The following is a 19177-nucleotide window of genomic DNA, read 5'->3' as shown; positions in this document are numbered from 1 at the left end:
GCGGGCGGTTGTCCCGCGCCCGCTATCCGGCCATCGCGCGGTGCTCGCGAAAAGCCGCAGCCAATGTGCGCAATGCAGCGCGCGACTTGGGATCGGTGAGCGTCGAGTGCAGCACGATCTCGGACGAAGGCAGGCGCGGCAGCCTGAAGCGTTCGCCGATTTCGATGGTGCCGGGCGGCGCAAGGCGACAGGAAAAGATGGCCATGGCGAATCCGGCGGAAACAGCCGCCGCCACGGCCGACGAGCCGCCGCCGAGGAACACTTCCGTCCAGGCGATGCCAGCCTCGTCGAGGGCGCGGGTCGCGATATCGCGCACGCCACAGGAGGGCGAGAGGGCCGCCAGCCGCAGAGGCTCGCCCTGCCGATGCTCGAAATTCGGCGCGGCGAACCATCCGAAATGTTCGGGGCCGAGGACCTCGCCATCGCGTCGGTCGTCTTCGCGACGAATGATACAGGCGTCCAGCTCTCCACGATCGAAGGCGTCGAGCAGCGTGCGCGAGTTTTCCAGACGCACCTCGATGCGCAGGCCCGGATCATGCGCGTTGAGTTGCGCGAGAAGGGTTGGAAGCTCTGGACCTGCCACATGCGCGGCGATGCCGAGCCCGAAGTGTCGTGGAGTCGTGGAAGCGAGCGCCGACAGCGCGGCTTCGTGCGCGGCAAGAAAGTCGCGAGCCCGGTCGAGAAAGACGGCGCCGTGTGCGGAGAGCCGGACGTGGCGCGGCGTGCGTTCGATCAGCCGTTGACCGATCCTCTCTTCCAGGCGCCGCAGCTTGACACTGATCGCCCCTTGCGTGGTGCCAAGGGCCTCCGCCGCTCGCGTGAAACTCTGAAGGTCGGCGATGGCCACGAAAGCCTGGACCGACTCGACATCGAGGGATGCCATTTCGATCATCCGAATTTGTTGTCTCTAAAATACTCAGCCATATCATTCTTATATCGTCAAGTTTCGCCTACGATCAGGTCCATCAACAACAGTCGCTCGCAAGACTGCCGTGCCACCCCGGCTTCAGCCGTTGGGGGTGAACGGCCGCGCGCGGGACGCCGAGTGATCTCGGCGCTGAAAGGCCTGATCATGTCCTTTGCTTCCTCGCGGCAAGGTAACCTTGCCTTGGCCGCCATCTGCTTGTCGGCTTTGATGTTTGGCTTCGAAATATCCAGCGTTCCGGCGATCCTGCCGACGCTGGAGACAGTCCTTCACGCCGATTTTCAACAGCTCCAGTGGACGATGAACGCCTACACCATCGCCGTGGCGACGGTCCTCATGGCTGCGGGCACGCTGGCCGATCGCTTCGGGCGCAAGCGACTCCTCATCATCGCCATCGTTGCATTCGGCGGCACGTCCATCCTGTGCGGCCTTGCCCCCAACATGATGATCCTCATCGTCGGACGCGCGCTGCAAGGCGCGAGCGGCGGCGCCATGCTGATTTGCGGGATCGCCGTGCTCTCGCATCAGTTCAGCACGGCGGCCGATCGTGCCCGGGCTTTCGGCTGGTGGGGCATCGTTACCGGGTTCGGTCTCGGCTTCGGTCCGGTGATCGGCAGTGGGATCGCCGCCCTGATGGGCTGGGCTTGGGTGTTTTTGATCCACGGTTTCATCGCCGTGCTGACCGTCGCCCTGGCTTGGAGCGCTATCCGGGAATCGAAAGACCCCGAGGCCCGGCGCCTGGATCTCGCCGGTATTGCCACGCTGTCGCTGGCTGTCTTTTGCGTCGCCTACATCATCACTCAGGGGAGCGATCTCGGCTTCACCAGTCCGATCGCGCTGGCGATCATCGCCACGGCCACCCTCAGCCTCATCGCCTTCGTCATTGTCGAGCAGATCACGCCGCACCCGATGTTCGATTTCTCGGTGTTCCGGATCAGACCTTTCTCCGGGGCGCTGTTCGGCTCGATCGGCATGAACTTCAGCTTCTGGCCGTTCATGATCTATCTGCCGATCTGGTTTCAGGCTGGGCTCGGACTCGATGGTCTGACCGCTGGCCTTGCACTGCTCGCCTACACCCTGCCGACGCTCGTCGTCCCGCCCTTTGCCGAACGCCTCTCGCTACGCCTTGGCGCCGGCACCGTCATTCCGGCGGGACTGTTCGTGATCGGTCTCGGCTTCTTCATCATGAAGATCGGAGCAGGCGGTGGTTCGCTTGCCTTGGCGACGACGTTGGTCGGCGCATTGCTGGCCGGGATCGGCCTCGGGGCGACCAACACGCCGGTCACCAACACCACGACCGGATCTGTGTCGAGCGACAGGGCCGGCATGGCCTCCGGTATCGACATGAGTGCCCGGATGATCTCGCTCGCCATCAACATCGCGCTCATGGGCTTTGTCTTGGTCGACGGTGTTTTGAGGCGCTTGAGTGCGGTGTCCGGATCGTTCGATGCCACGCAACTTCGGCACGTCGCCGAACAGATCGCCGCCGGAAACGTCGGTGCTCTCGATCAAGCCGCTCCGGGAGTGTCGAAGGTGCTCGGTCCTGCCGCACTGGCTGGCGGCTTCGGTGAGGTGATGCTCTACGGCGCCATTGGTGTCTGGGTGCTGGCCGCACTCAGCGTCTTCACCTTCGGGAGGAGGAAAGATGTCGATGGCGCGTCATGAGGTTGGAGCCAGGCGGTCGGCCCGTCCGAGTGTCTTGCGCTATGCCGAGGTCGGCGCGGTCGAGCGACGTGCCACCTCGACGAACAGGTTTCCGGCCCGGGAGAGCGGTCGCACTGGCGAAGCGACGAGTCCGAACGCGCGATGCAACGGCGAAGCGAGCTTCGAAACCCGGAAGCCGCGGTGCTGTTCCGGCAACGTGGATTCCGGCACGAGGCTGACACCCGCGCCCTCCCGAACCAGGGCAATCGCGCTCGCCCAGTCGCGCACCTCGATCTCAACGTTCTGGAGCGTCAATCCAGCCGCGTCGGCAAGCGAGCGGGCGTTCGTATGGCACCCGCCGGTGGCGAGAACGAAGGGCGCGGCTGCCAGTTCGGCCAACGAGACCGAAGGTCGCCGTGACAGGGGATGCGCCGCCGGCAGGATCGGAACCCAGGCATCCCGCCCGAGCGGAACGGCGTTTCTGGCCGGAGACGGGTTGAGAACGACGCCGAGGTCGATCGATCCCGCCGCGAGCCATGCCTCCACTTCCATGTCGTCGGTTTCGAGTGGCACGAGGTCGATGCCCGGATGGAGCGTACGAAAACGCCGAAGCAAGGGCGGAAGGACAGTGGCGAAGACGCTTGGAAACCCCGCCAGACGGATGGCGCCGGTCTCTTCGCCGATCAGCGCCATCGCCTCCCTTTCGATCGCCTCCAGATGCGAGAGCGCCGTACGCGCATGGTCGAGCGCGCGCTCTCCGAAGGCGGTCAACTCGACGCCCCGCGGTTGCCGGACGAGCAGCTTCACACCGAGGCTCTCTTCGAGCGCGGCCAGGGCTTGGCTCATCCCCGATTGGGTGACCCCGAGCTTGTCCGCGGCTGCGGTGAAGCTGCCGGCTTCGGCGACGGCGATCAGGCTCTGGAGTTGGGTCAGGTTCATAGTAGGTGAGCTTATACCAAGAAAATATGGGAGTAATTTTTATTATATCATGGGACCTGCCAATTTGGGTGGCGATCTCCCCCGTCAGAGAGGCCCCGACAATGAAGCTCTATTTCGCCCCCGACACCTGTTCGCTCTCGCCGCACATCGTGCTTCAGGAACTCGGACTGCCCTACGAGCTGGTCCGCGTGAACAATCGGACGAAACGCACATCCACGGGAGAGGACTTCCTCGCCATCAACCCGAAGGGCTATGTCGCGGCACTCGAGCTCGAGACCGGCGAAGTTCTGACCGAAGGACCGGCCATCGTTCAGTATCTGGCCGACCTGAAGCCGGAGGCGGGATTGGCTCCGGCCGCCGGTACGCTGGCACGGGTTCGGCTGCAGGAATGGCTCAACTTCATCACCAGCGAAATCCATTCCGGATCGAGCCCGCTGTTCAATCGAGCCTTGCCGGAGGAGGCGCTGGCGATCTTCCGGGACCGGCTGTTCCGGCGCCTCGACTTCATCGAGGTGAACCTCGCATCTCGGGATTATCTGGTGGGCGACGGTTTCACGGTCGCCGACGCCTATCTCTTCACCGTACTCGGCTGGATGAAGGGGTTTTCGATCGATCTCGACCGTTGGCCGGCGACCGCTCGCCATATGCAACGGATCGGCGCGCGGGCGTCCGTCCAAGCTGCTTTGGCACGGGAGGCGGAGATTCCTCCCGTGGAATGATGAAGGACACGGGACGCTGGTTCCGGTTACTTCAACACAGCGAGAGCTGGGTCGATCAGCGCCTCCAGCTCCGCTCGCGAAGCGCCATCCCGTGCCTGGAAGGAGATCGCCTGCAGAACACCGTGATAGAACGCCGCGAGCTGCGCGACCTTCGTGTCCGTCGGCAGGTCCCCCTCGTGCGTACCGCGTTCAAGGCGTGCCGCGATCAACTCGACCGTCTTGCGGCGTGCCTGGAACAGATGCTCGCGTGCCGACAGGTTCTCCGGCAAGCAGTTGACGACGCCGAGGATCAGCAGACACCCGCCCGGCTTGGTCGACAGTGCAACGTCGATGCTACCCGACAGCATAGCTCGAATACCGTCGCGGACAGTGCCCGCGTCTTCAAGCACTCGCATGGGTACCGAGCCGACCGTTGCGACGTAGAGGTCAACCGCTTCCCGGAAGGCCGCTTCCTTCGTGCCGAACGCCGCATAGAAGCTTGGCGGCGTCACGCCGATCGCAGCCGTCAGGTCGTTGAGCTGCGCACCTTCGTAGCCCTTGGCCCAAAACACCTCCATCACCTTTTCGAGGGCGAAATCGCGATCGAAGCTGCGGGGGCGGCCACGGAGTGCCATGGGAGTCCTTTCTGTAGTCAGATTTATATAATTCAATTGACCCGCCTGGGCAAGCGCGATAGTCATTTCTATAATTTTGGCTATAGAAATGGAGCGAGGGCCATGTGTGGGGCGAGAGACGCCAATCCAGCATCAAGCCAAGATCGCATGCAGGGGCGTGAGGGGATGCCGTCGGTCGTCTATCTCCTCGGGTTGACGATCTTCGCGCTCACCACCTCGGAGTTCATGGTCGCCGGAATGATGCCGGCCCTGTCTGCGGCCTTCTCTGTTTCAGTGGCAGAGATCGGCTATCTGATCTCGCTCTATGCTCTCGGCATGACGATCGGCGGCCCGCTAGTGACGGCGTTGCTCCTCCGCCTCAACGCGCCGAACAAGCCCGCGCTTCTCGTTTTGCTCGGCCTCTATGTCATGGGCGGAGTGCTTGCGGCTCTCGCACCAGATTACGGCGTCATGGCGATCGCGCGGATCGTGACTGGCGCGGCCAGTTCCGCCTGCTTCGGCGTGGCACTGGCGATTGCCGCGGACTTGGTGACGCCACAGGAGAGAGGCCGTGCGGCATCCATTGTGCTCGGCGGCCTCATGCTCGCGCCGGTCTTCGGTCTGCCGGTGACGACGGCCATCGAGCAGGGCTTCGGATGGCGGTCGAGTTTTTGGAGCGTTGCCATCCTCGCCATGCTGGCCGCTGCTCTGGTTGCCGTCTTCGTGCCCGTCTCGAAGAGCCACATCGAGAATGGTCTCGGTGCGGAATTTGGTGCGTTGAGGAAGGGTCGCCTTTGGGCGGCCTATGCAACGAGCGGCCTCATCATCGGTGCCACCTTCGCCGCCTTCAGTTACGCGGTGCCGCTCTTCATCGACACGACGAGGCTGACACCGGCGACCATGCCGACGCTGCTTGCTGCCTATGGCGGAGCCAACGTCATCGGCAATCTCGTCGTCGGGCGTTTCGCCGACCGCTATACGATTCAGATCCTGCTTGGCGGACTGACAGCCCTTGCGCTGGCACTGATGACCTTCGCCGTTTTTGCCGCCGACCGTTACCTAGCTGTCTCGGCCTTTCTGGCTATTGGCATCGTTGGGGTGCCGATGAATCCCGCAATGGTCGCGCGCGTGATGCGGATCGCGCATCCGGGGGCTCTGGTGAACACGGTCCATACCTCCGCCATCACCGCCGGCCTCGCGTTCGGTGCATGGGCGGGGGGCGTCGGGATCGATGAAGGCTATGGCCTCACCGCGCCGCTGTGGGTCGGCTTCGCGCTTGCCCTATTCGGTCTATTGAGCCTTGCACCTCGTCGCGTTCGATCGATGGGCGCATAGGCGGGATCGGAGGTGCTATGCGGCGACGAGCGCACAATGGCCAGGAGGTTGTTGATCAACAGAATGCACTGTTGAGAGGCCGCATCCCGCTCGTGGCGCTGATCCAGACGCTGTCCGTTGCCGAGTATCTGAATTTTCGCCACGCAGCGAATGCTCTCGGCGTCAGCCAGTCGAGCGTAAGCACCAGGATCAAGACGTTGGAAGAGGATCTCGGCGTTGTTCTATTCGAGCGCCGCCACCGTGGCGTCCGCCTGACCGACGCCGGCCGCAGTTTCATCACGGAAGTTGCCGCGGGGATCAGCCATCTCGATCTTGCGGTCAAGACCGCAGGGGCGGTTCTGAACGGCGCGATTGGTCACCTGTCGATCGGCCTCCTGTCTTCGATCGCTTCGGGCTTTCTGGCCGATCTGCGCCGCCGGTATCGAGACGAGCATCCGGAGATCGAACTCGATATCTTCGAGGGACGTTCCGACGAGATCATTCGTCAGGTCCGCGAGGCCAAGCTCGATATCGCCTTCGTGGTTGGGGCCGTAGAAGCACCCGACTGCCATTCACGTCAGCTATGGTCGGAAGCCTTGATGGTCGCGTTGCCGCAGAGTCATCCGTTGGCGCGCGCGGAGCACCTCGTATGGCGCGACCTTGCCGCGGAAACCTTCCTCGTCCGACAAAGCGGAGCCGGTCCCCAAGTCCTGGACCATATCGTTCGCAGACTCGTCGAACGAGAGAAGTCGCCACGCATTCGTCGGTGCGATGTCGGCCGAGACACGCTGATGCACCTGATTGCAGATGGCGAAGGGATCACGCTGACGAGCGAAGCCGCTGCTTGCGTTCCTTTGCCGGGCGTTCTGTTTCGGCCTATTGCCGATGAGCCGGACCGCGCCAGATTTAGCGCGGTCTGGTCGCCGCACAATCGTGGTCCAGCCCTCAGACATCTGCTTGATCTCGCTACCGAGATGAACAGACTGCGCCCACCCGGTTGAGACAGGCGGAATAGTCAAAACACCAGTCGCCTTATTTCCTTAACGGACGCCTGAGGCAATTCTAGTGTGTCTAGGTCCTGACGCTTTATCCAGGCCTTTGCTGCCATCTGTGTCATGTCCTGCTGACGCGGAAGACCACTCAACTTTCCTGCTGTGAACCGTGAAAGCCCGAGGCCCATGAAGCTAATCATTGTTGGGGAGCAGGCGCCCACCTCCAGATACATCGGCACAGCCGGTATGGACGCAGTCAGCTCTTCCATACCCTTGTTTCTGAGCAGAAGTTCGAGAACCGCGTTGTAACATGAGAACAGGCGCACATACTTGAAGCGAAGATCGCTTTCTATCTCTGTCAGCGCATTACGAATGACCGTTGGGTAGCTGGGCGACTGCCCTTTCTGGACCTTGTAATTGTAGCTTGCATCGATAATACGCGGTAGAGGATCCCCCTTCATCCATCGGAGAGCGATCTGTGCGTAGTATTGCTCCGATCTATCTGACGAGGGATACTTGAGAATTTCAGAATGGCATCGACGGATAGCGCTGAGATATGATTGATAGGCACCGCTATCGCGCGGGTGCTTTGGAATGATATAAGAGGGTCCCTTCTTGGCAAGGCTTGCTTCCAACCTGTTATACAACGACTGCTGGCGGTGTATGGCGACTGTGGGGGATGCCAAAAGCGTCTCCCTCCCAATATCCTTGCCGGCTACTGATTGAGCGACCGCTTGAGTGAGCTGCTTTGCCGGTTGCGACGTTACATCCAGCCCAAGCTTGGAAAGCGTGCTCTCCAGGCGGCCGTCGAAATGGTCGCAAACAAGTTTTACAAATGTATTTTCAAGTTCATCCGGCTTATCACGGTCGGGTATGCGCTCTGGATCATTAATATATGCGATGAGTTCTTCCACGCGCGAGACGACATGATCCTCGATCGAGGGTGTAATTTCTGTATCCTTTGGTCCGGTTATCGGGTCAGATCTCCAGCCTGCATAATCGATCAAAAAAATGTTGCCAGAGAACTCTTTGCCCATACGTCCGGCGCGCCCTGCAAGGTTCCAAAAGTCGTTGGAAGATATGGGCTGGTTCGGCCCCCTTTCCGGATTGTGAAGAAACAGGTTTTGCGCGGGTAGATTTACGCCGTAGAGAAGCGTGCTTGTCGTCACCAGATGCTGAAGATGACCCTCACTAAAAGCATCCTCGATTGCCTTGCGCACTAGTGAGGGTTGGCGACCATAGTGATAGCCAACGCGACTCATAACATTCTGTGCAAGTGGGTACTTCTCATGCACAGCTTCCTTGATGAATGCCGACAGCTCCTGCAAATGGCTCGTAGATTCAGTTTCGCGGTCCGCTAACCCAAAGGCAACCTGTTCGCATTCGGCAGGCCCGAGGGCGTAGATAAGGTTTTGCCCTCCAGTGCCCAACCTGAGAGCCACGTTCACCAGCTTGCTTCGATGGTCAGTTAACGGTTGCCCGCAATCCACTTGCCCGAACGGGATCCTGTTACCGTCGGCCAGTAGAGCAAGCTTCGCGTAGCTCGGACGCATATCATCGCAGTCAACGAAGATGATATTCTGAGTAACCGATGCTTCTTCAGTTCGCACCGGTGAAAGTACAGATCCGAGTGGCCTCGCCAGACGGGCGGGGTTGCTCAGGTTTGGGCCCGCGAAAAGCAACTGCATACGGCCGTTACGTTCCAGGGCCTCCTCAATGACAGACGACAGAAGTACCCCGCGCGGACCGTCACCGATGCTTTGCGCTTCATCGACCACCATTAGTTCGAAGGCTAAACCCTGATGTGCGGTCTGTAGTAGCTGCATACGCTCCTGAGTAACGACATACGCCGCCCGCTTCGGAAGATCGCTCCCTGTTGGAACAGGTGTCGTCAGAAGCTCAACGTCTAAATTCGACGCTGAGAGCCAGGCGGACACATCGTCCGATACCTGATTAATAAGTGCTCGCGTCGGCACCAGAAACGCCACGTTGTTCGCGGTGCCTTCAAGTAGAACTTTCTGGGCGTAAGTTTGAAGGACAAACGATTTCCCAGCCGAAGTTGGCGCGGATACCCCGACATTCTCGCCACTTGTTAGACGTGCCCAAAGCTCAAACTGAAAGTCAGTAAGAGCAACGTCGCGTTCCGCGAGGCGTATTGTGTTTATGTCGGCGCGATCGCGGGTCTCTACGTATGAGCGAACAGGAAGTCCTGTCTCTGCAACGTCAAATCGGCGTCGTGCGTAAGCAAGGGCTGGAAAATTGCTGAGGCGGCTCAGAACGAGTAGTAGCGCATATCGTGCGCCGGGGAATTGAGCTGGCATCTCGGCAGCCGCTGTAGCGATCTGGTAAGCGACCTGCCTGTGTTCGAGTGACGACGACGCGGAAAGCGTCATTGAGCACTTCAGAAGGCGCACCATCGCGTCTTCGGAGATCCCTCCAGTGGAAACAGGCGCAACGAAACGATGACGAAGAATCATCTCTCGCAGCTCACCAACCTCCTGGTGAAACTTCTCATGGCTCCAGATTCGGCTGGACAGATCTTCAATCATTTGGCCACCCAATCTTGGTCTGGAATTTATCTCGGAACTCCTGAGCAGAAGGAACGGGTACTAGGAAGAACTCAAAACGGCGCAAGGATAATCCCTTCGCCTCGATCTTTGTTTTTATGCCGTTAGTGAACGACTGGACCGAAGCACTTACCGCGCTTACGTATGCGGCCTCAATATCTTCGTCGGACTGTTGCGGATCGGCCTTGTGGTCAAACTGGTGGACCAATAGGCAAGAAAAGCAGGGCACTCGGTTGAGCGACGCCTGTGAATACGGGTCCAGGTACTCAAGAAGAGCTTCCTTAGCCCCGTCGGTCATATGCGCTAAATCAGAGTAGCTGGAAATAATGTCGAGCTCACGCTTTTCCTGCCCGTCTTTGATGAACTCGTCGATAGACGAAAGTGCACTACCAAGAGCACCGTCGAGCGTCTGATGCGCTTTTGACTCACCCCAGAACACATATAGTTTTTTGCTGGCGTCGTCGTAACGCGCGTGGATTCCATCCGTACCGTGGACAGGCATGTTGTTGTTGGTCTTTAAATACATCTTTGAAACAATTTGCGGGGCCTTCAGGATCCACTCGTTCAAGATATACAAAAGAATCTCGGCTGCCTCACCCGATCGGTGACTGCCTTTCTTGGCTTTGATGAATAGAGATTTGGCCTTGTCGGCAAGCTCGGAGGCAATGCGTCCGGCTGCAACATGGTCGCCGCGGATGAACGCGTCTTGAGCAGCTTTGATGGCGGAGCGCGGAAGACAGAACGGAACGATATGGCTTGCCAGCACGTCGATAAAGTCATCGATCGTTTGCACGCCGGCTTGGAAAGACACGTAGCTGCATCGCACTTCGATCCGCTCACCACACACAGTGGTGTCAAAACTCAGATGACGAAGTCGACTTTCAAGATGCGTGAAATTACCAAGCAGCAGCTCGAGTTGCTGCCCTAAATCCATAGTCCCGAAGCCCTCCCTTTCAGACATCCTTGTTGTCATCTATGCGGCTGTGGACAGTTTATGGCCAATTTAGCCACCAGAGTCCAAGGCTCGCCGTCAAAGCCCCAATATGAAATAAAGCGCACTCTCAATACATTTTGGAGGCCATGCGAATCGCGGCCCCGATACGTCTGAATAGTAGGCAAGAGCGGGAACGCAAAGCTAGCAGCTCCTGTCGTCAGCGAGGGCGATCGATAGCCGATGCCGCGCATCCCGTGATGTCCCAAAGCCGCTGCCGCCGATGCCAAGCTATGTGCTATAAAACGCTCTTCTGTGACTCATAGCTCTCCGAGCTGATGGCATACTGCGCGGGCCAGGGGGGCTTATGGCTGGCAGACGACAGCGCCGCTCGCGCCGACTTCCGCGCAGGCCGAGAAGAAGGATTGCAGCAGCCAGTAGAGTTGGACGAAGGACGGCGCTGGCTTTTGGCCGCTCTGTATCGTGGCAAATGCGTTCGCGATCGCCTGACGACTGAGCGACGAGGTCACAATAATGGCGCGTCGGCGCGCATCGGGCGCCGTTCTTGCGCTACGCAGTGCGACCGCGAGATCAGCAGCATTCGAGCGTATCGTCCGTTGAATCTGGGTTTCCTGACCGGGTGCGCTATAGGTTGAGCCCCACAATCCCAGCTTCGCGGCGAGCCGTTCTTCAGGAAACATCATGTTGCCGAGGTTCTTGATCGCCTGGCTGACCGAGACATGGAAGGGGCTGGCACCGAGAGATAGCGCGCCGTGCTTTGCATGGTAGAACGAGATTTGCGTGAGCCCTGCGTCGTTAGAGACGCCTATGAAATCAGCCCACTCGTCGCCGAGATCGTCGCACAGCAGAATATGGTCGGCAGCGGTAATGTGATCGACAATCACCCCGAAACTGGAAGTACCGTCGAACGCGGTCTGTGAGGCGGTGAATGTCCCTTTCTCACTTGTGGCAGCCGCCAGCGGCGCGCTGGCAGTGAAGTAGCGCAGAAATGCTTCACCCCCGTCCAGAAGGGTCTCGTCCCGGAACACCTGGCCATCGATGTAAGCCAATCGCACATCATCAAACAGAACGATGAGTGCATTAGTTTCGTCGAGATACGCGCGCAGGGTCTGGCGGTCGTCGTCTTCACCAAGCGTCTTGCCGGAGCTTTCCACATAGACGTCAGATGCCGGAGGCAAGGACAGGGACCGAAGAGCGATACGATTCTTGTTCAGGCTGATCGATGCCGCCTGATCGCCGGTTGCCGGATCGCGTGCCATTCTGACACGATCATCCCCTTCGATGTTCATCGGGCGGTCAAGGCTTGCTATCACGGCCGTCAGTTCGCTCGCAGAGAGTTCGACTGCCGCATCGCCGTCTAGGCGGACGAGCCTGATGCCCGCCTCATCACTGCCTACGGCGTCGGATAACTTGTTCGTATCGATCGCCATGACCAAGGGCGCTGACGCGGCCAGGGCTTCGGTCAGTGACACCGGTCGGGCAAAGGACCTGATAAACGGTGAGACGTGCGCATTTTCCACACGGAGCGCATCGATAACATTCTTGGCAAAGGTCACGACGGCGGGAAGATCGGCACGCGTCGAGCGAATGCCAATGCGCCCGGTGCTCGGCGTGGCCGTGCTGTGCATGCCGTTCGCGACTACGCTGTAGGTGCGGGGTGCATATCGCCTGCTTCCTGCCGGTCCAACGACATTGGCGAGATCCGACGCCTCAAGGGTCTTGGCGCGCATTGCGTAAGGCGAGATGGACATGTTGCGCATCGTCATGCGCTGAAAGATCGCATCTGCTTTGGCGATCGCGCCTTCGACGCGCGCCGTCGCAACCGCCGAGAGATGCGCTGTCTTGAATGAGGACGGAAGGCTCAATCGGGATGAAAGGACCGCTGCATAACCCTGATACTCGATCAGCAGCAGAAATCCGCAGAGGCTCTCCCGGATCGCGGTCGTGTCCTTAAGAAATGAGGGCGGGCTCTCATATCTGAAGCACACCGCAGACCAGCGAGCGCCGTCGAGCTGCTCCCGCGTGTGCTTGAACTCGTTATGTACTGTCACGCTGTGACTGGCGCGCAGCTTTATAAATACATCGTCGATAACCTTGTCTGACAGTTTCTTCCGTATTGAATAGAAATTGGCAGAGGTTGCGACGGAAAGGTCGTCTATCATCTTAGGTCCCCAACCTAAGCATGTAAAATATGCGCATACCCCCCCCATAGAGTCGAGTCCTGAAAGGGGGGGAACCTGTCGTCGAACCCGAACTGCGCTCCACGCTGGCTTCCCGCCGAGCCCTTCGCCAAAACGGACCGCCTCAAGACGGCCCCATTCAGCCGCAGCACAAATAGCGACCGCATACCGATGTTAAGCAGGGTTGCTTTTTGCCCGATACGCAAGAAACCAACCCGGCCCGATTTGACTGATTGCTTCAGAAGCTCGCCCGTCTCAATTCCAAGCGCTTCCAAAGTCTGCCCAAGAACCGCGGTGCTGGCGGAAACGTCGATGCCCTCGATCGCGCGGATATAGCGAGTGCTCAGGCCGGACCGTGGCCATCAATCCAGCATTGCCTTGGCGCGAACTTACTTCCCGCGTCGCGAAGGCTTTGCCACAGCGGGCTCGATTCTGGCCAGAAGGTCCGCGGTAGGTATGCCCAAGGCCGAAGCAATGTCGACGAATTCAATGACATCAATCCGTCGCTCTCCATTCTCATACTTGGCAACGAAGGACTGCGGTTTGCCCAGCGCATCGGCCAACTCCGCCTGGGTCAGTCCAGTGGCCTTACGCGCTTCGACGAGGAGGGACTGAAGAAGTATTTGTCGAGGCGTGCGCAAGGATTTCTGCATTCGGGATGGCTCTCCATTGAAAAAGAGGAGCCATTCCGGTAATCCTGATACGGGATTATCCCATTTCAGGTTTTTTCTGCCGAGGTCCGAGGGAGGGCAGTGCGATGAGGGTGCGACCGGAGCTTGACCCCGACGTCGACGATCTCGCTCCCAGCGAGCGAGAAATCACTGCCTACGACGAACGGCACTTCGTGACCTATCTGCGGCTGCTTGATGCCGAGACGGATGGAGCCGATTGGACCGAGGTAGCTCGCATCGTTTTGCACCGTGATCCGACATCGGAAACGGGTCGAGCCCGGACCTGCTGGCAAAGCCACCTTGCCCGTGCGCGGTGGATGACCAAGACCGGCTATCGCAAGATATTGGAACAGGCGGCGGCCGAGGCGCGTTCGGCGCGGCACTGACCATCCTTTTTCTTCGCCGTGGTATCCGAAACCCCGGTGTTTCGGATTTCCTGTTGCTTGTGGCTGATGCGGCTATTCTCTGATCGGCTCCGTCTCTTCTGCCGATTGGAGCCTCTATGTCGGGAAGCCGTGTCCTTTGGGGACAAGTCGCCGTCGTTCTAGTGATCGTGCTCACCGCCATCTGGTGCGCGACGGAGTGGACGGCGTGGCGGCTCGGCTTTCAGGGACAGCTCGGCGGGCCGTGGTTCGTGGCGGCGGGCTGGCCCATCTACTATCCGCCGCTCTTCTTCTGGTGGTGGTATTGCTACGACGCCTATGCGCCATCGATCTTCATCGAAGGTGCTGGCATCGCTGTGTCGGGCGGCTTCATCTCGATCATAGTCGCCATCACCTTGTCGGTGATCCGAGCGCGGGAGGCGAAGAACGTCGCGACCTACGGCTCGGCGCGATGGGCGGAGCCGGAGGAAATCCGTGCAGCCGGTCTGCTCGGTCCCGATGGCGTGCTGCTCGGCCGGCTCGACGGCGACTATCTGCGCCATGACGGTCCCGAGCATGTGCTGTGTTTCGCCCCGACGCGATCGGGCAAAGGCGTCGGCCTCGTCGTGCCGACGCTGCTGACCTGGCCGGGCAGCACGATCATTCACGACATCAAGGGCGAGAACTGGGGCCTGACCGCCGGCTTCCGGTCGAAGCATGGCCGCGTGCTGCTGTTCGATCCGACCAATCCGGCGTCGTCGGCCTATAATCCGCTGCTGGAGGTGCGGCGCGGCGACAAGGAAGTCCGCGACGTTCAGAACATCGCCGACATCCTCGTCGATCCAGAAGGCGCACTCGACAAGCGCAACCATTGGGAAAAGACCAGCCATTCGCTGCTGGTCGGAGCGATACTCCACGTCCTCTATGCCGAAGCCGACAAGACGCTGGCCGGCGTCGCCAACTTCCTCTCCGATCCGAAACGCCCCGTCGAGGCGACGTTGCGCGCCATGATGAACACGCCGCATCTTGGCGAAGCTGGCGTCCATCCCGTCATCGCATCTTCGGCCCGCGAGTTGCTGAACAAGTCCGACAACGAGCGCTCAGGCGTGCTCTCCACCGCCATGTCGTTCCTCGGCCTCTATCGCGATCCCGTAGTGGCGAAGGTAACGGCGCGGTGCGATTGGCGCATCGCCGATCTTGTGGCAGGCGAACGGCCGGTCAGTCTCTATCTCGTTGTGCCACCCTCCGACATCAACCGCACCAAACCGCTGATCCGGCTGCTGCTCAATCAGGTCGGGCGGCGTCTGACCGAAGACCTGAAAACATCAGCCAACCGGTACCGCCTCTTGCTGATGCTGGATGAGTTTCCGGCACTCGGCCGCCTCGACTTCTTCGAGAGCGCGCTGGCCTTCATGGCGGGTTACGGTATCAAATCCTTCCTGATCGCCCAGAGCCTCAATCAGATCGAAAAAGCCTATGGCGCGAACAACAGCGTGCTCGACAATTGCCATGTGCGCGTCGCCTTCGCCACCAACGACGAACGGACGGCCAAGCGCGTGTCGGACGCGCTGGGCACCGCGACCGAAATGCGCGATTCCACCAATTATGCCGGCCATCGGCTGTCGCCCTGGCTCGGCCATCTCATGGTGTCGCGGCAGGAGACGGCCCGGCCGCTGCTGACCCCCGGCGAGGTGATGCAGCTCCCGCCGACCGACGAATTGCTGCTGGTCGCGGGCGTGCCGCCGGTACGAGCAAAGAAGGCACGCTACTACGAGGACGCGCGGTTCAAGGAACGCATCCTGCCGCCGCCGAAAGCGACGACAGCGACCGCGCCGGCAGTACTGTCCGCGGATGATTGGTCGGCGCTGGCGATCCCGGCGGCATCGGCTGGAGAAGCATCCGACAACGGGAATGGTGTGAGCGCCGATCCGGCCAATGCCGGTATTCGCCGTGAGCCGGAATTGCCCGAGCATGAAGAGATCGCGCCGCCCGAACGATCGCCCCTCAGCGAGTTCGATGTTCTCGATGACGATCCCGATGTGGACGCCGCCCGGGCCAGCCGTCTTCGCCAGCAGGTCACATCGAATGCCCGGCAGGCGACGATGGACCCGGCCGATGGCCTCGACTTGTGAGGATGGCCATGCAGACCAAGACCCGCATGAACGTCTATTTCGATCCTGGCCTCCTGAAGAAGGTCGAAGCGCTGGCGCTTCGACGCAACATCTCGAAATCCGCCGTCATTGAAGCCGCCGTTGCCTCCTTCCTCTCGGCCGACGCCTCGGAGCGATTGGAGGCCGTGTTCGCCCGCCGCATGGACCGGATCGGCCGCCAGATCGATGGGCTCGACGAAGACCTCGCCATCGTCGGAGAGACGCTCTCGCTATTCATCCGTTTCTGGCTGACCATCACGCCGCCATTGCCCGACAGCGCGCAGGCATCTGCAAGGGCGAAAGGCGCAGAGCGCTTTGAGAGCTTTCTGCAAACTCTTGGGAGGCGGCTGGCGACTGGGGACCGCTTTTTGAAGGAGCTGTCCCGCGATGTCGACGCGAACCAAGAGCCCACGAAGGCGAGCACTTAACTCGCCTCACATGGGAGGGCCTTCGTTCGGGACTGTCGGTCGACGAGATTGACCCCTAGCGCCGCGAGCGTGCAGACGCCGAGCAGAATGGCTGCATTGATGGTGTCCCCACCGCCGATCCAACTCGCGACGACCGGCGCCAGCACGAGCAGCGCGCCGTTGTTCATCGATTCCGATGACGCCAGCACGAAGCCGGCGTCCGAGCCGGCCCGGCTCGCCTGAATGACGGTGTTGGCGGGTGCGGCGAGGCCCGAGGCAAAGCCCCAGAAAGCCAGAAAGCCGATCGCCAACGCAAGGCTCGAGTCGATCGCCAGGAAGGCACTCTGCGTTACGAAGATGAGGGCGATGGCGAAGATGAGGATGGTCTCTGGACGTCCGGCCCACGCAGTGAGGCGCCCGATGGCGAGATTGCCGGCCGCGAGACCGATGCCGAAGGCGGTGACCGAGAGCCCGACCATGCTGGTCGAAAGACCGTAGCGGTTGCGCAGAACCTCGCCGGAGATCAGAAACCCGGCAATAGTTGCGCCGAGCCAGAAGCCCTTGGAGAGGTTGGGCCTGAGGATTGCGCCATCGAGCAGGCGGGCTGCCGAGGCTTTGAGCGGTCGGCCTTGCCGCGCAACAGACGGCGGCAGGATGCGCGCGGCCAGCACTAGAACGGCGAGGCAGCCGCAGGCGACGGCGATGAACGGCGCCTGCCAATCGAAGGCATCGGTCAGAAGTCCCGCGAAGGTCGGCCCGGTGGCGATGCCGAGGGTCAGGCCGAAGAGGACGAGGCCCATGGCGCCGGCTTGGCGATCTTCGGGAACGGTCTCGGCGATCAAGGCGAAGGCGGTCGGCGTCAGGGCCGCCCCCGCTGCGCCACCGAGAATGCGGGCGATGATCGCGAAGGTGAGCGACGGCGCGAAGGCGACAGCCAGCGCGTCGGCGGCAAAGAGCGCTAATGCTGGGAGAAGCAGGCGCCGCCGGCCGATCCGGTCGCTGAGGAGGCCGATGAGCGGGGCGAGCACGGCGTAGGACACCGCATAGGCCGATACGAGCCAGGCGATATCGGCGGGTTTCGCCGTGAAGGCCGACGCCAATGGCGTCAGCATCGGCGCGAGCATGAACTCAACCGCGCCGACGAAATAGACCGCGAGCGCCAGGGTGGCGAGGATGAGCGAGGGCGATGGGGCTGTTTTCGGCATGGGCAAGCGTCTCCGGTACGCTGATGTCGTCCTGACCGGAGGCCGCCTTCAGGGTGATGAGAAGCTTCTGGCGACGGGTTTCGAGATCGGCCATCTGCCGTTCGATCGCCTCGAGCTTCAACCGATGTGCAGCGGCCACCTTCGGACAGGCGGTGACCGTGGCGGGATCGTCGACGATGCAGTTGAGAAAGGTTGCGATTTCCTCGGTGGTGAAGCCGAGCCGGATCATCCGGCCGATACGGCGCACCAGGAGCACGTCGGCTTCGTCGAAATCGCGATAGCCGTTCTCCTCGCGGGTGGCGCGGATCAGGCCGACCTTCTCGTAATGACGGATGGAGCGCACGCTCGCCCCCGTCCTTTTTGCAACGTCTCCGATCTTCATCCGCCCTCCTGCTGCATCTCGTAACCCCTGACATCAATGTCAGGGTCAAGAGGCAATCGATCAAGGAGCAACCGCGTTCTTTTCCGTGCCGACCGGGTGCTGCATGCGGGAACTGACCGCGATGCGATTCCAGATGTTGATGGTTCCGATGGCGATCGTCAGCTTGGCGATGTCGGCCTCCGAGAAGACGGCGCGGACGGTTTCAAAGGCGGCGTCGGGAATGCCCGTCTCGGCGGCGAGCGTCACGCTCTCCGTCCATTCGAGAATTGCCCGGTCGCGCGCGTCGAAGAACGGGGACTCGCGCCAGACGGCGACGAGATGCAGCAATTGGGTGTCCATCCCGTCGGCCAGAGCGTCCTTCACATGCAGGTCGACGCAGTAGGCGCAACCGTTGATCTGAGAGGCGCGCAGCTTGACGAGGTGAAGCGTGCGCTTGTCGAGACCCGACTTGGTCACGGCACCATCGAGGGCGCGGACGGCTTGATAGAGCTCCGGCGCCAGCGCGGCGATGTTCAGTCTGAAATGCATGTGAGCCTCCTGTATCGAATGGAGTTGGCTGAGAATCGTGGATAATATATATCCATGATTAGGGCGCAATCCAAGAACGGAACGGGAGAAGGCGATGCGGCGCATGAGCGACGGGGTGGAGGCGGCGCTGCACTGTGCCTTGGTGCTGGCCGGATTGCGGGAGGGCAAAGTGCTTCCGGGCAAGAGTCTCGCCGAATTGCACGGCGTTTCGGAAACCTATCTTCTGAAGCATCTGCGGGCGCTCGCTGCGGCTTCCGTCATTGATGCCGTGCCGGGGCCGCGCGGCGGCTATCGGCTGGCGCGCGACCCGGCGCGCATCACGTTGCTCGACATCGTCGAAGCGATCGACGGACGGGAGCCCGCCTTCGTCTGCCGCGAAATCCGCCGGCGCGGCCCCGGCAAGGCGAAGGACCCGTGCGTCTACAAGGCGGACTGCTTCATCAAGACCCGCATGATCGCCGCCGAGGAAGCTTGGCGGGCTGTCCTGAAACAGCAGACCCTTGCCGATCTCGTTGCCGACGGAGCCCAATTGATCGACGCGCACAACAAGAAGGCGGTGGCGACCTACGTCGAGAACGCACAGCGCTGAGCGATATCGACCGGCCGACAGCGAATAACCAATCCCGCCAATCACCGCCTTTTCTTCG

At 60.9% G+C, this 19177-nt stretch carries 18 protein-coding genes and 1 pseudogene; 8 read left to right on the top strand and 11 right to left on the bottom strand.

Features of this window, described 5'->3' with window-relative positions; all coding sequences use genetic code 11:
• Window positions 1–22 precede the first annotated feature (22 nt).
• Window positions 23–883 (bottom strand): LysR family transcriptional regulator, encoded by an 861-nt coding sequence (locus V5F26_RS15245; protein ID WP_394946363.1) that lies wholly within the window; start codon window positions 881–883, stop codon window positions 23–25.
• A 189-nt stretch (window positions 884–1072) separates the two neighbouring features.
• Here V5F26_RS15245 and V5F26_RS15240 point away from each other — a divergent pair, with 189 nt between their 5' ends.
• The gene (locus V5F26_RS15240; RefSeq protein WP_394946487.1) at window positions 1073–2590 is read left to right on the top strand and encodes an MFS transporter; all 1518 of its coding nucleotides are present in this window, start codon (window positions 1073–1075) and stop codon (window positions 2588–2590) included.
• A 39-nt stretch (window positions 2591–2629) separates the two neighbouring features.
• Here the strand turns inward: V5F26_RS15240 and V5F26_RS15235 are convergent, their stop codons facing one another.
• Window positions 2630–3508, bottom strand: a complete 879-nt coding sequence (locus V5F26_RS15235) for a LysR family transcriptional regulator (protein WP_394946362.1) — start codon at window positions 3506–3508, stop codon at window positions 2630–2632.
• Window positions 3509–3609: 101 nt separating this feature from the next.
• On the opposite strand from V5F26_RS15235, the gene gstA reads away from it, so the two are divergent.
• Window positions 3610–4227: a glutathione transferase GstA gene (gstA, locus tag V5F26_RS15230; protein ID WP_394946361.1), complete on the top strand. Its 618-nt coding sequence runs from the start codon at window positions 3610–3612 to the stop codon at window positions 4225–4227.
• 26 nt (window positions 4228–4253) lie between these two features.
• On the opposite strand, the gene V5F26_RS15225 is transcribed toward gstA, so the two are convergent.
• Window positions 4254–4841, bottom strand: coding sequence for a TetR/AcrR family transcriptional regulator (locus V5F26_RS15225; RefSeq protein ID WP_394946360.1), 588 nt, complete (start codon window positions 4839–4841; stop codon window positions 4254–4256).
• A 165-nt stretch (window positions 4842–5006) separates the two neighbouring features.
• On the opposite strand from V5F26_RS15225, the gene V5F26_RS15220 reads away from it, so the two are divergent.
• Together V5F26_RS15220 and V5F26_RS15215 are read left to right on the top strand one after the other, a co-directional pair.
• On the top strand, window positions 5007–6155 hold the full coding sequence (locus tag V5F26_RS15220; RefSeq protein WP_394946359.1) for an MFS transporter: 1149 nt from the start codon (window positions 5007–5009) through the stop codon (window positions 6153–6155).
• A gap of 71 nt (window positions 6156–6226) precedes the next feature.
• A complete protein-coding gene (locus V5F26_RS15215) occupies window positions 6227–7135 on the top strand; it encodes a LysR family transcriptional regulator (protein WP_394946358.1) in 909 nt (302 codons plus the stop codon).
• Window positions 7136–7149: 14 nt separating this feature from the next.
• Here the strand turns inward: V5F26_RS15215 and V5F26_RS15210 are convergent, their stop codons facing one another.
• The 4 genes from V5F26_RS15210 to V5F26_RS15195 all read right to left on the bottom strand — a co-directional run bounded on the left by V5F26_RS15210 (window position 7150) and on the right by V5F26_RS15195 (window position 13478).
• Window positions 7150–9675 (bottom strand): DEAD/DEAH box helicase, encoded by a 2526-nt coding sequence (locus V5F26_RS15210; protein ID WP_394946357.1) that lies wholly within the window; start codon window positions 9673–9675, stop codon window positions 7150–7152.
• Complete coding sequence (locus V5F26_RS15205) at window positions 9668–10654, bottom strand: HamA C-terminal domain-containing protein (RefSeq protein ID WP_394946356.1); 987 nt, start codon at window positions 10652–10654, stop codon at window positions 9668–9670. Before V5F26_RS15205 ends, V5F26_RS15210 begins: the two co-directional genes overlap by 8 nt.
• A gap of 335 nt (window positions 10655–10989) precedes the next feature.
• The gene (locus V5F26_RS15200) at window positions 10990–12807 is read right to left on the bottom strand and encodes a hypothetical protein (protein ID WP_394946355.1); all 1818 of its coding nucleotides are present in this window, start codon (window positions 12805–12807) and stop codon (window positions 10990–10992) included.
• Between the two features lie 407 nt (window positions 12808–13214).
• Window positions 13215–13478, bottom strand: a complete 264-nt coding sequence (locus V5F26_RS15195) for a helix-turn-helix domain-containing protein (protein ID WP_283481756.1) — start codon at window positions 13476–13478, stop codon at window positions 13215–13217.
• Between the two features lie 104 nt (window positions 13479–13582).
• Between V5F26_RS15195 and V5F26_RS15190 the strand changes: the two genes are divergently transcribed.
• From V5F26_RS15190 to V5F26_RS15180, 3 genes are all read left to right on the top strand, one after another.
• Entirely contained in the window at window positions 13583–13882 is a 300-nt protein-coding gene (locus V5F26_RS15190) for a DNA -binding domain-containing protein (protein ID WP_394946353.1), read from the top strand.
• A 116-nt stretch (window positions 13883–13998) separates the two neighbouring features.
• On the top strand, window positions 13999–15990 hold the full coding sequence (locus tag V5F26_RS15185; protein ID WP_394946352.1) for a conjugal transfer protein TraG: 1992 nt from the start codon (window positions 13999–14001) through the stop codon (window positions 15988–15990).
• A gap of 8 nt (window positions 15991–15998) precedes the next feature.
• Window positions 15999–16436: a ribbon-helix-helix domain-containing protein gene (locus V5F26_RS15180; protein ID WP_394946351.1), complete on the top strand. Its 438-nt coding sequence runs from the start codon at window positions 15999–16001 to the stop codon at window positions 16434–16436.
• On the opposite strand, the gene V5F26_RS15175 is transcribed toward V5F26_RS15180, so the two are convergent.
• The 4 genes and pseudogenes from V5F26_RS15175 to V5F26_RS15160 all read right to left on the bottom strand — a co-directional run bounded on the left by V5F26_RS15175 (window position 16433) and on the right by V5F26_RS15160 (window position 18530).
• On the bottom strand, window positions 16433–17620 hold the full coding sequence (locus V5F26_RS15175) for an MFS transporter (RefSeq protein ID WP_394946350.1): 1188 nt from the start codon (window positions 17618–17620) through the stop codon (window positions 16433–16435). The genes V5F26_RS15180 and V5F26_RS15175 overlap by 4 nt on opposite strands.
• Window positions 17544–17819 carry a MerR family transcriptional regulator gene (locus tag V5F26_RS15170; RefSeq protein WP_394946486.1) on the bottom strand — a complete coding sequence of 92 codons (276 nt, stop codon included), beginning with the start codon at window positions 17817–17819 and terminating at the stop codon, window positions 17544–17546. Before V5F26_RS15170 ends, V5F26_RS15175 begins: the two co-directional genes overlap by 77 nt.
• Window positions 17820–17864: 45 nt before the next feature.
• Window positions 17865–18002: pseudogene (locus V5F26_RS15165) on the bottom strand (MerR family DNA-binding transcriptional regulator); the annotation flags it as partial.
• A 60-nt stretch (window positions 18003–18062) separates the two neighbouring features.
• A complete protein-coding gene (locus V5F26_RS15160) occupies window positions 18063–18530 on the bottom strand; it encodes a carboxymuconolactone decarboxylase family protein (protein WP_394946348.1) in 468 nt (155 codons plus the stop codon).
• A 103-nt stretch (window positions 18531–18633) separates the two neighbouring features.
• Here V5F26_RS15160 and V5F26_RS15155 point away from each other — a divergent pair, with 103 nt between their 5' ends.
• Entirely contained in the window at window positions 18634–19119 is a 486-nt protein-coding gene (locus V5F26_RS15155; RefSeq protein ID WP_394946347.1) for an Rrf2 family transcriptional regulator, read from the top strand.
• Window positions 19120–19177: the final 58 nt, after the last annotated feature.

The organism is Xanthobacter variabilis (assembly GCF_043831965.2).
GTDB lineage: Bacteria > Pseudomonadota > Alphaproteobacteria > Rhizobiales > Xanthobacteraceae > Xanthobacter.
The sequence above is the reverse complement of the archived record's forward strand: the minus strand, read 5'-3'. Positions and strand labels throughout refer to the sequence as shown.

Excerpts from the sequence above, each read along its gene's own strand:
- V5F26_RS15245 (WP_394946363.1), bottom strand. The coding sequence starts at position 883 with ATGGCATCCCTCGATGTCGAGTCGGTCCAGGCTTTCGTGGCCATCGCC.
- V5F26_RS15240 (WP_394946487.1), top strand. The coding sequence starts at position 1,073 with ATGTCCTTTGCTTCCTCGCGGCAAGGTAACCTTGCCTTGGCCGCCATC.
- V5F26_RS15235 (WP_394946362.1), bottom strand. The coding sequence starts at position 3,508 with ATGAACCTGACCCAACTCCAGAGCCTGATCGCCGTCGCCGAAGCCGGC.
- gstA (WP_394946361.1), top strand. The coding sequence starts at position 3,610 with ATGAAGCTCTATTTCGCCCCCGACACCTGTTCGCTCTCGCCGCACATC.
- V5F26_RS15225 (WP_394946360.1), bottom strand. The coding sequence starts at position 4,841 with ATGGCACTCCGTGGCCGCCCCCGCAGCTTCGATCGCGATTTCGCCCTC.
- V5F26_RS15220 (WP_394946359.1), top strand. The coding sequence starts at position 5,007 with ATGCCGTCGGTCGTCTATCTCCTCGGGTTGACGATCTTCGCGCTCACC.
- V5F26_RS15210 (WP_394946357.1), bottom strand. The coding sequence starts at position 9,675 with ATGATTGAAGATCTGTCCAGCCGAATCTGGAGCCATGAGAAGTTTCAC.
- V5F26_RS15205 (WP_394946356.1), bottom strand. The coding sequence starts at position 10,654 with ATGTCTGAAAGGGAGGGCTTCGGGACTATGGATTTAGGGCAGCAACTC.
- V5F26_RS15200 (WP_394946355.1), bottom strand. The coding sequence starts at position 12,807 with ATGATAGACGACCTTTCCGTCGCAACCTCTGCCAATTTCTATTCAATA.
- V5F26_RS15195 (WP_283481756.1), bottom strand. The coding sequence starts at position 13,478 with ATGCAGAAATCCTTGCGCACGCCTCGACAAATACTTCTTCAGTCCCTC.
- V5F26_RS15190 (WP_394946353.1), top strand. The coding sequence starts at position 13,583 with ATGAGGGTGCGACCGGAGCTTGACCCCGACGTCGACGATCTCGCTCCC.
- V5F26_RS15185 (WP_394946352.1), top strand. The coding sequence starts at position 13,999 with ATGTCGGGAAGCCGTGTCCTTTGGGGACAAGTCGCCGTCGTTCTAGTG.
- V5F26_RS15180 (WP_394946351.1), top strand. The coding sequence starts at position 15,999 with ATGCAGACCAAGACCCGCATGAACGTCTATTTCGATCCTGGCCTCCTG.
- V5F26_RS15175 (WP_394946350.1), bottom strand. The coding sequence starts at position 17,620 with ATGCCGAAAACAGCCCCATCGCCCTCGCTCATCCTCGCCACCCTGGCG.
- V5F26_RS15160 (WP_394946348.1), bottom strand. The coding sequence starts at position 18,530 with ATGCATTTCAGACTGAACATCGCCGCGCTGGCGCCGGAGCTCTATCAA.
- V5F26_RS15155 (WP_394946347.1), top strand. The coding sequence starts at position 18,634 with ATGAGCGACGGGGTGGAGGCGGCGCTGCACTGTGCCTTGGTGCTGGCC.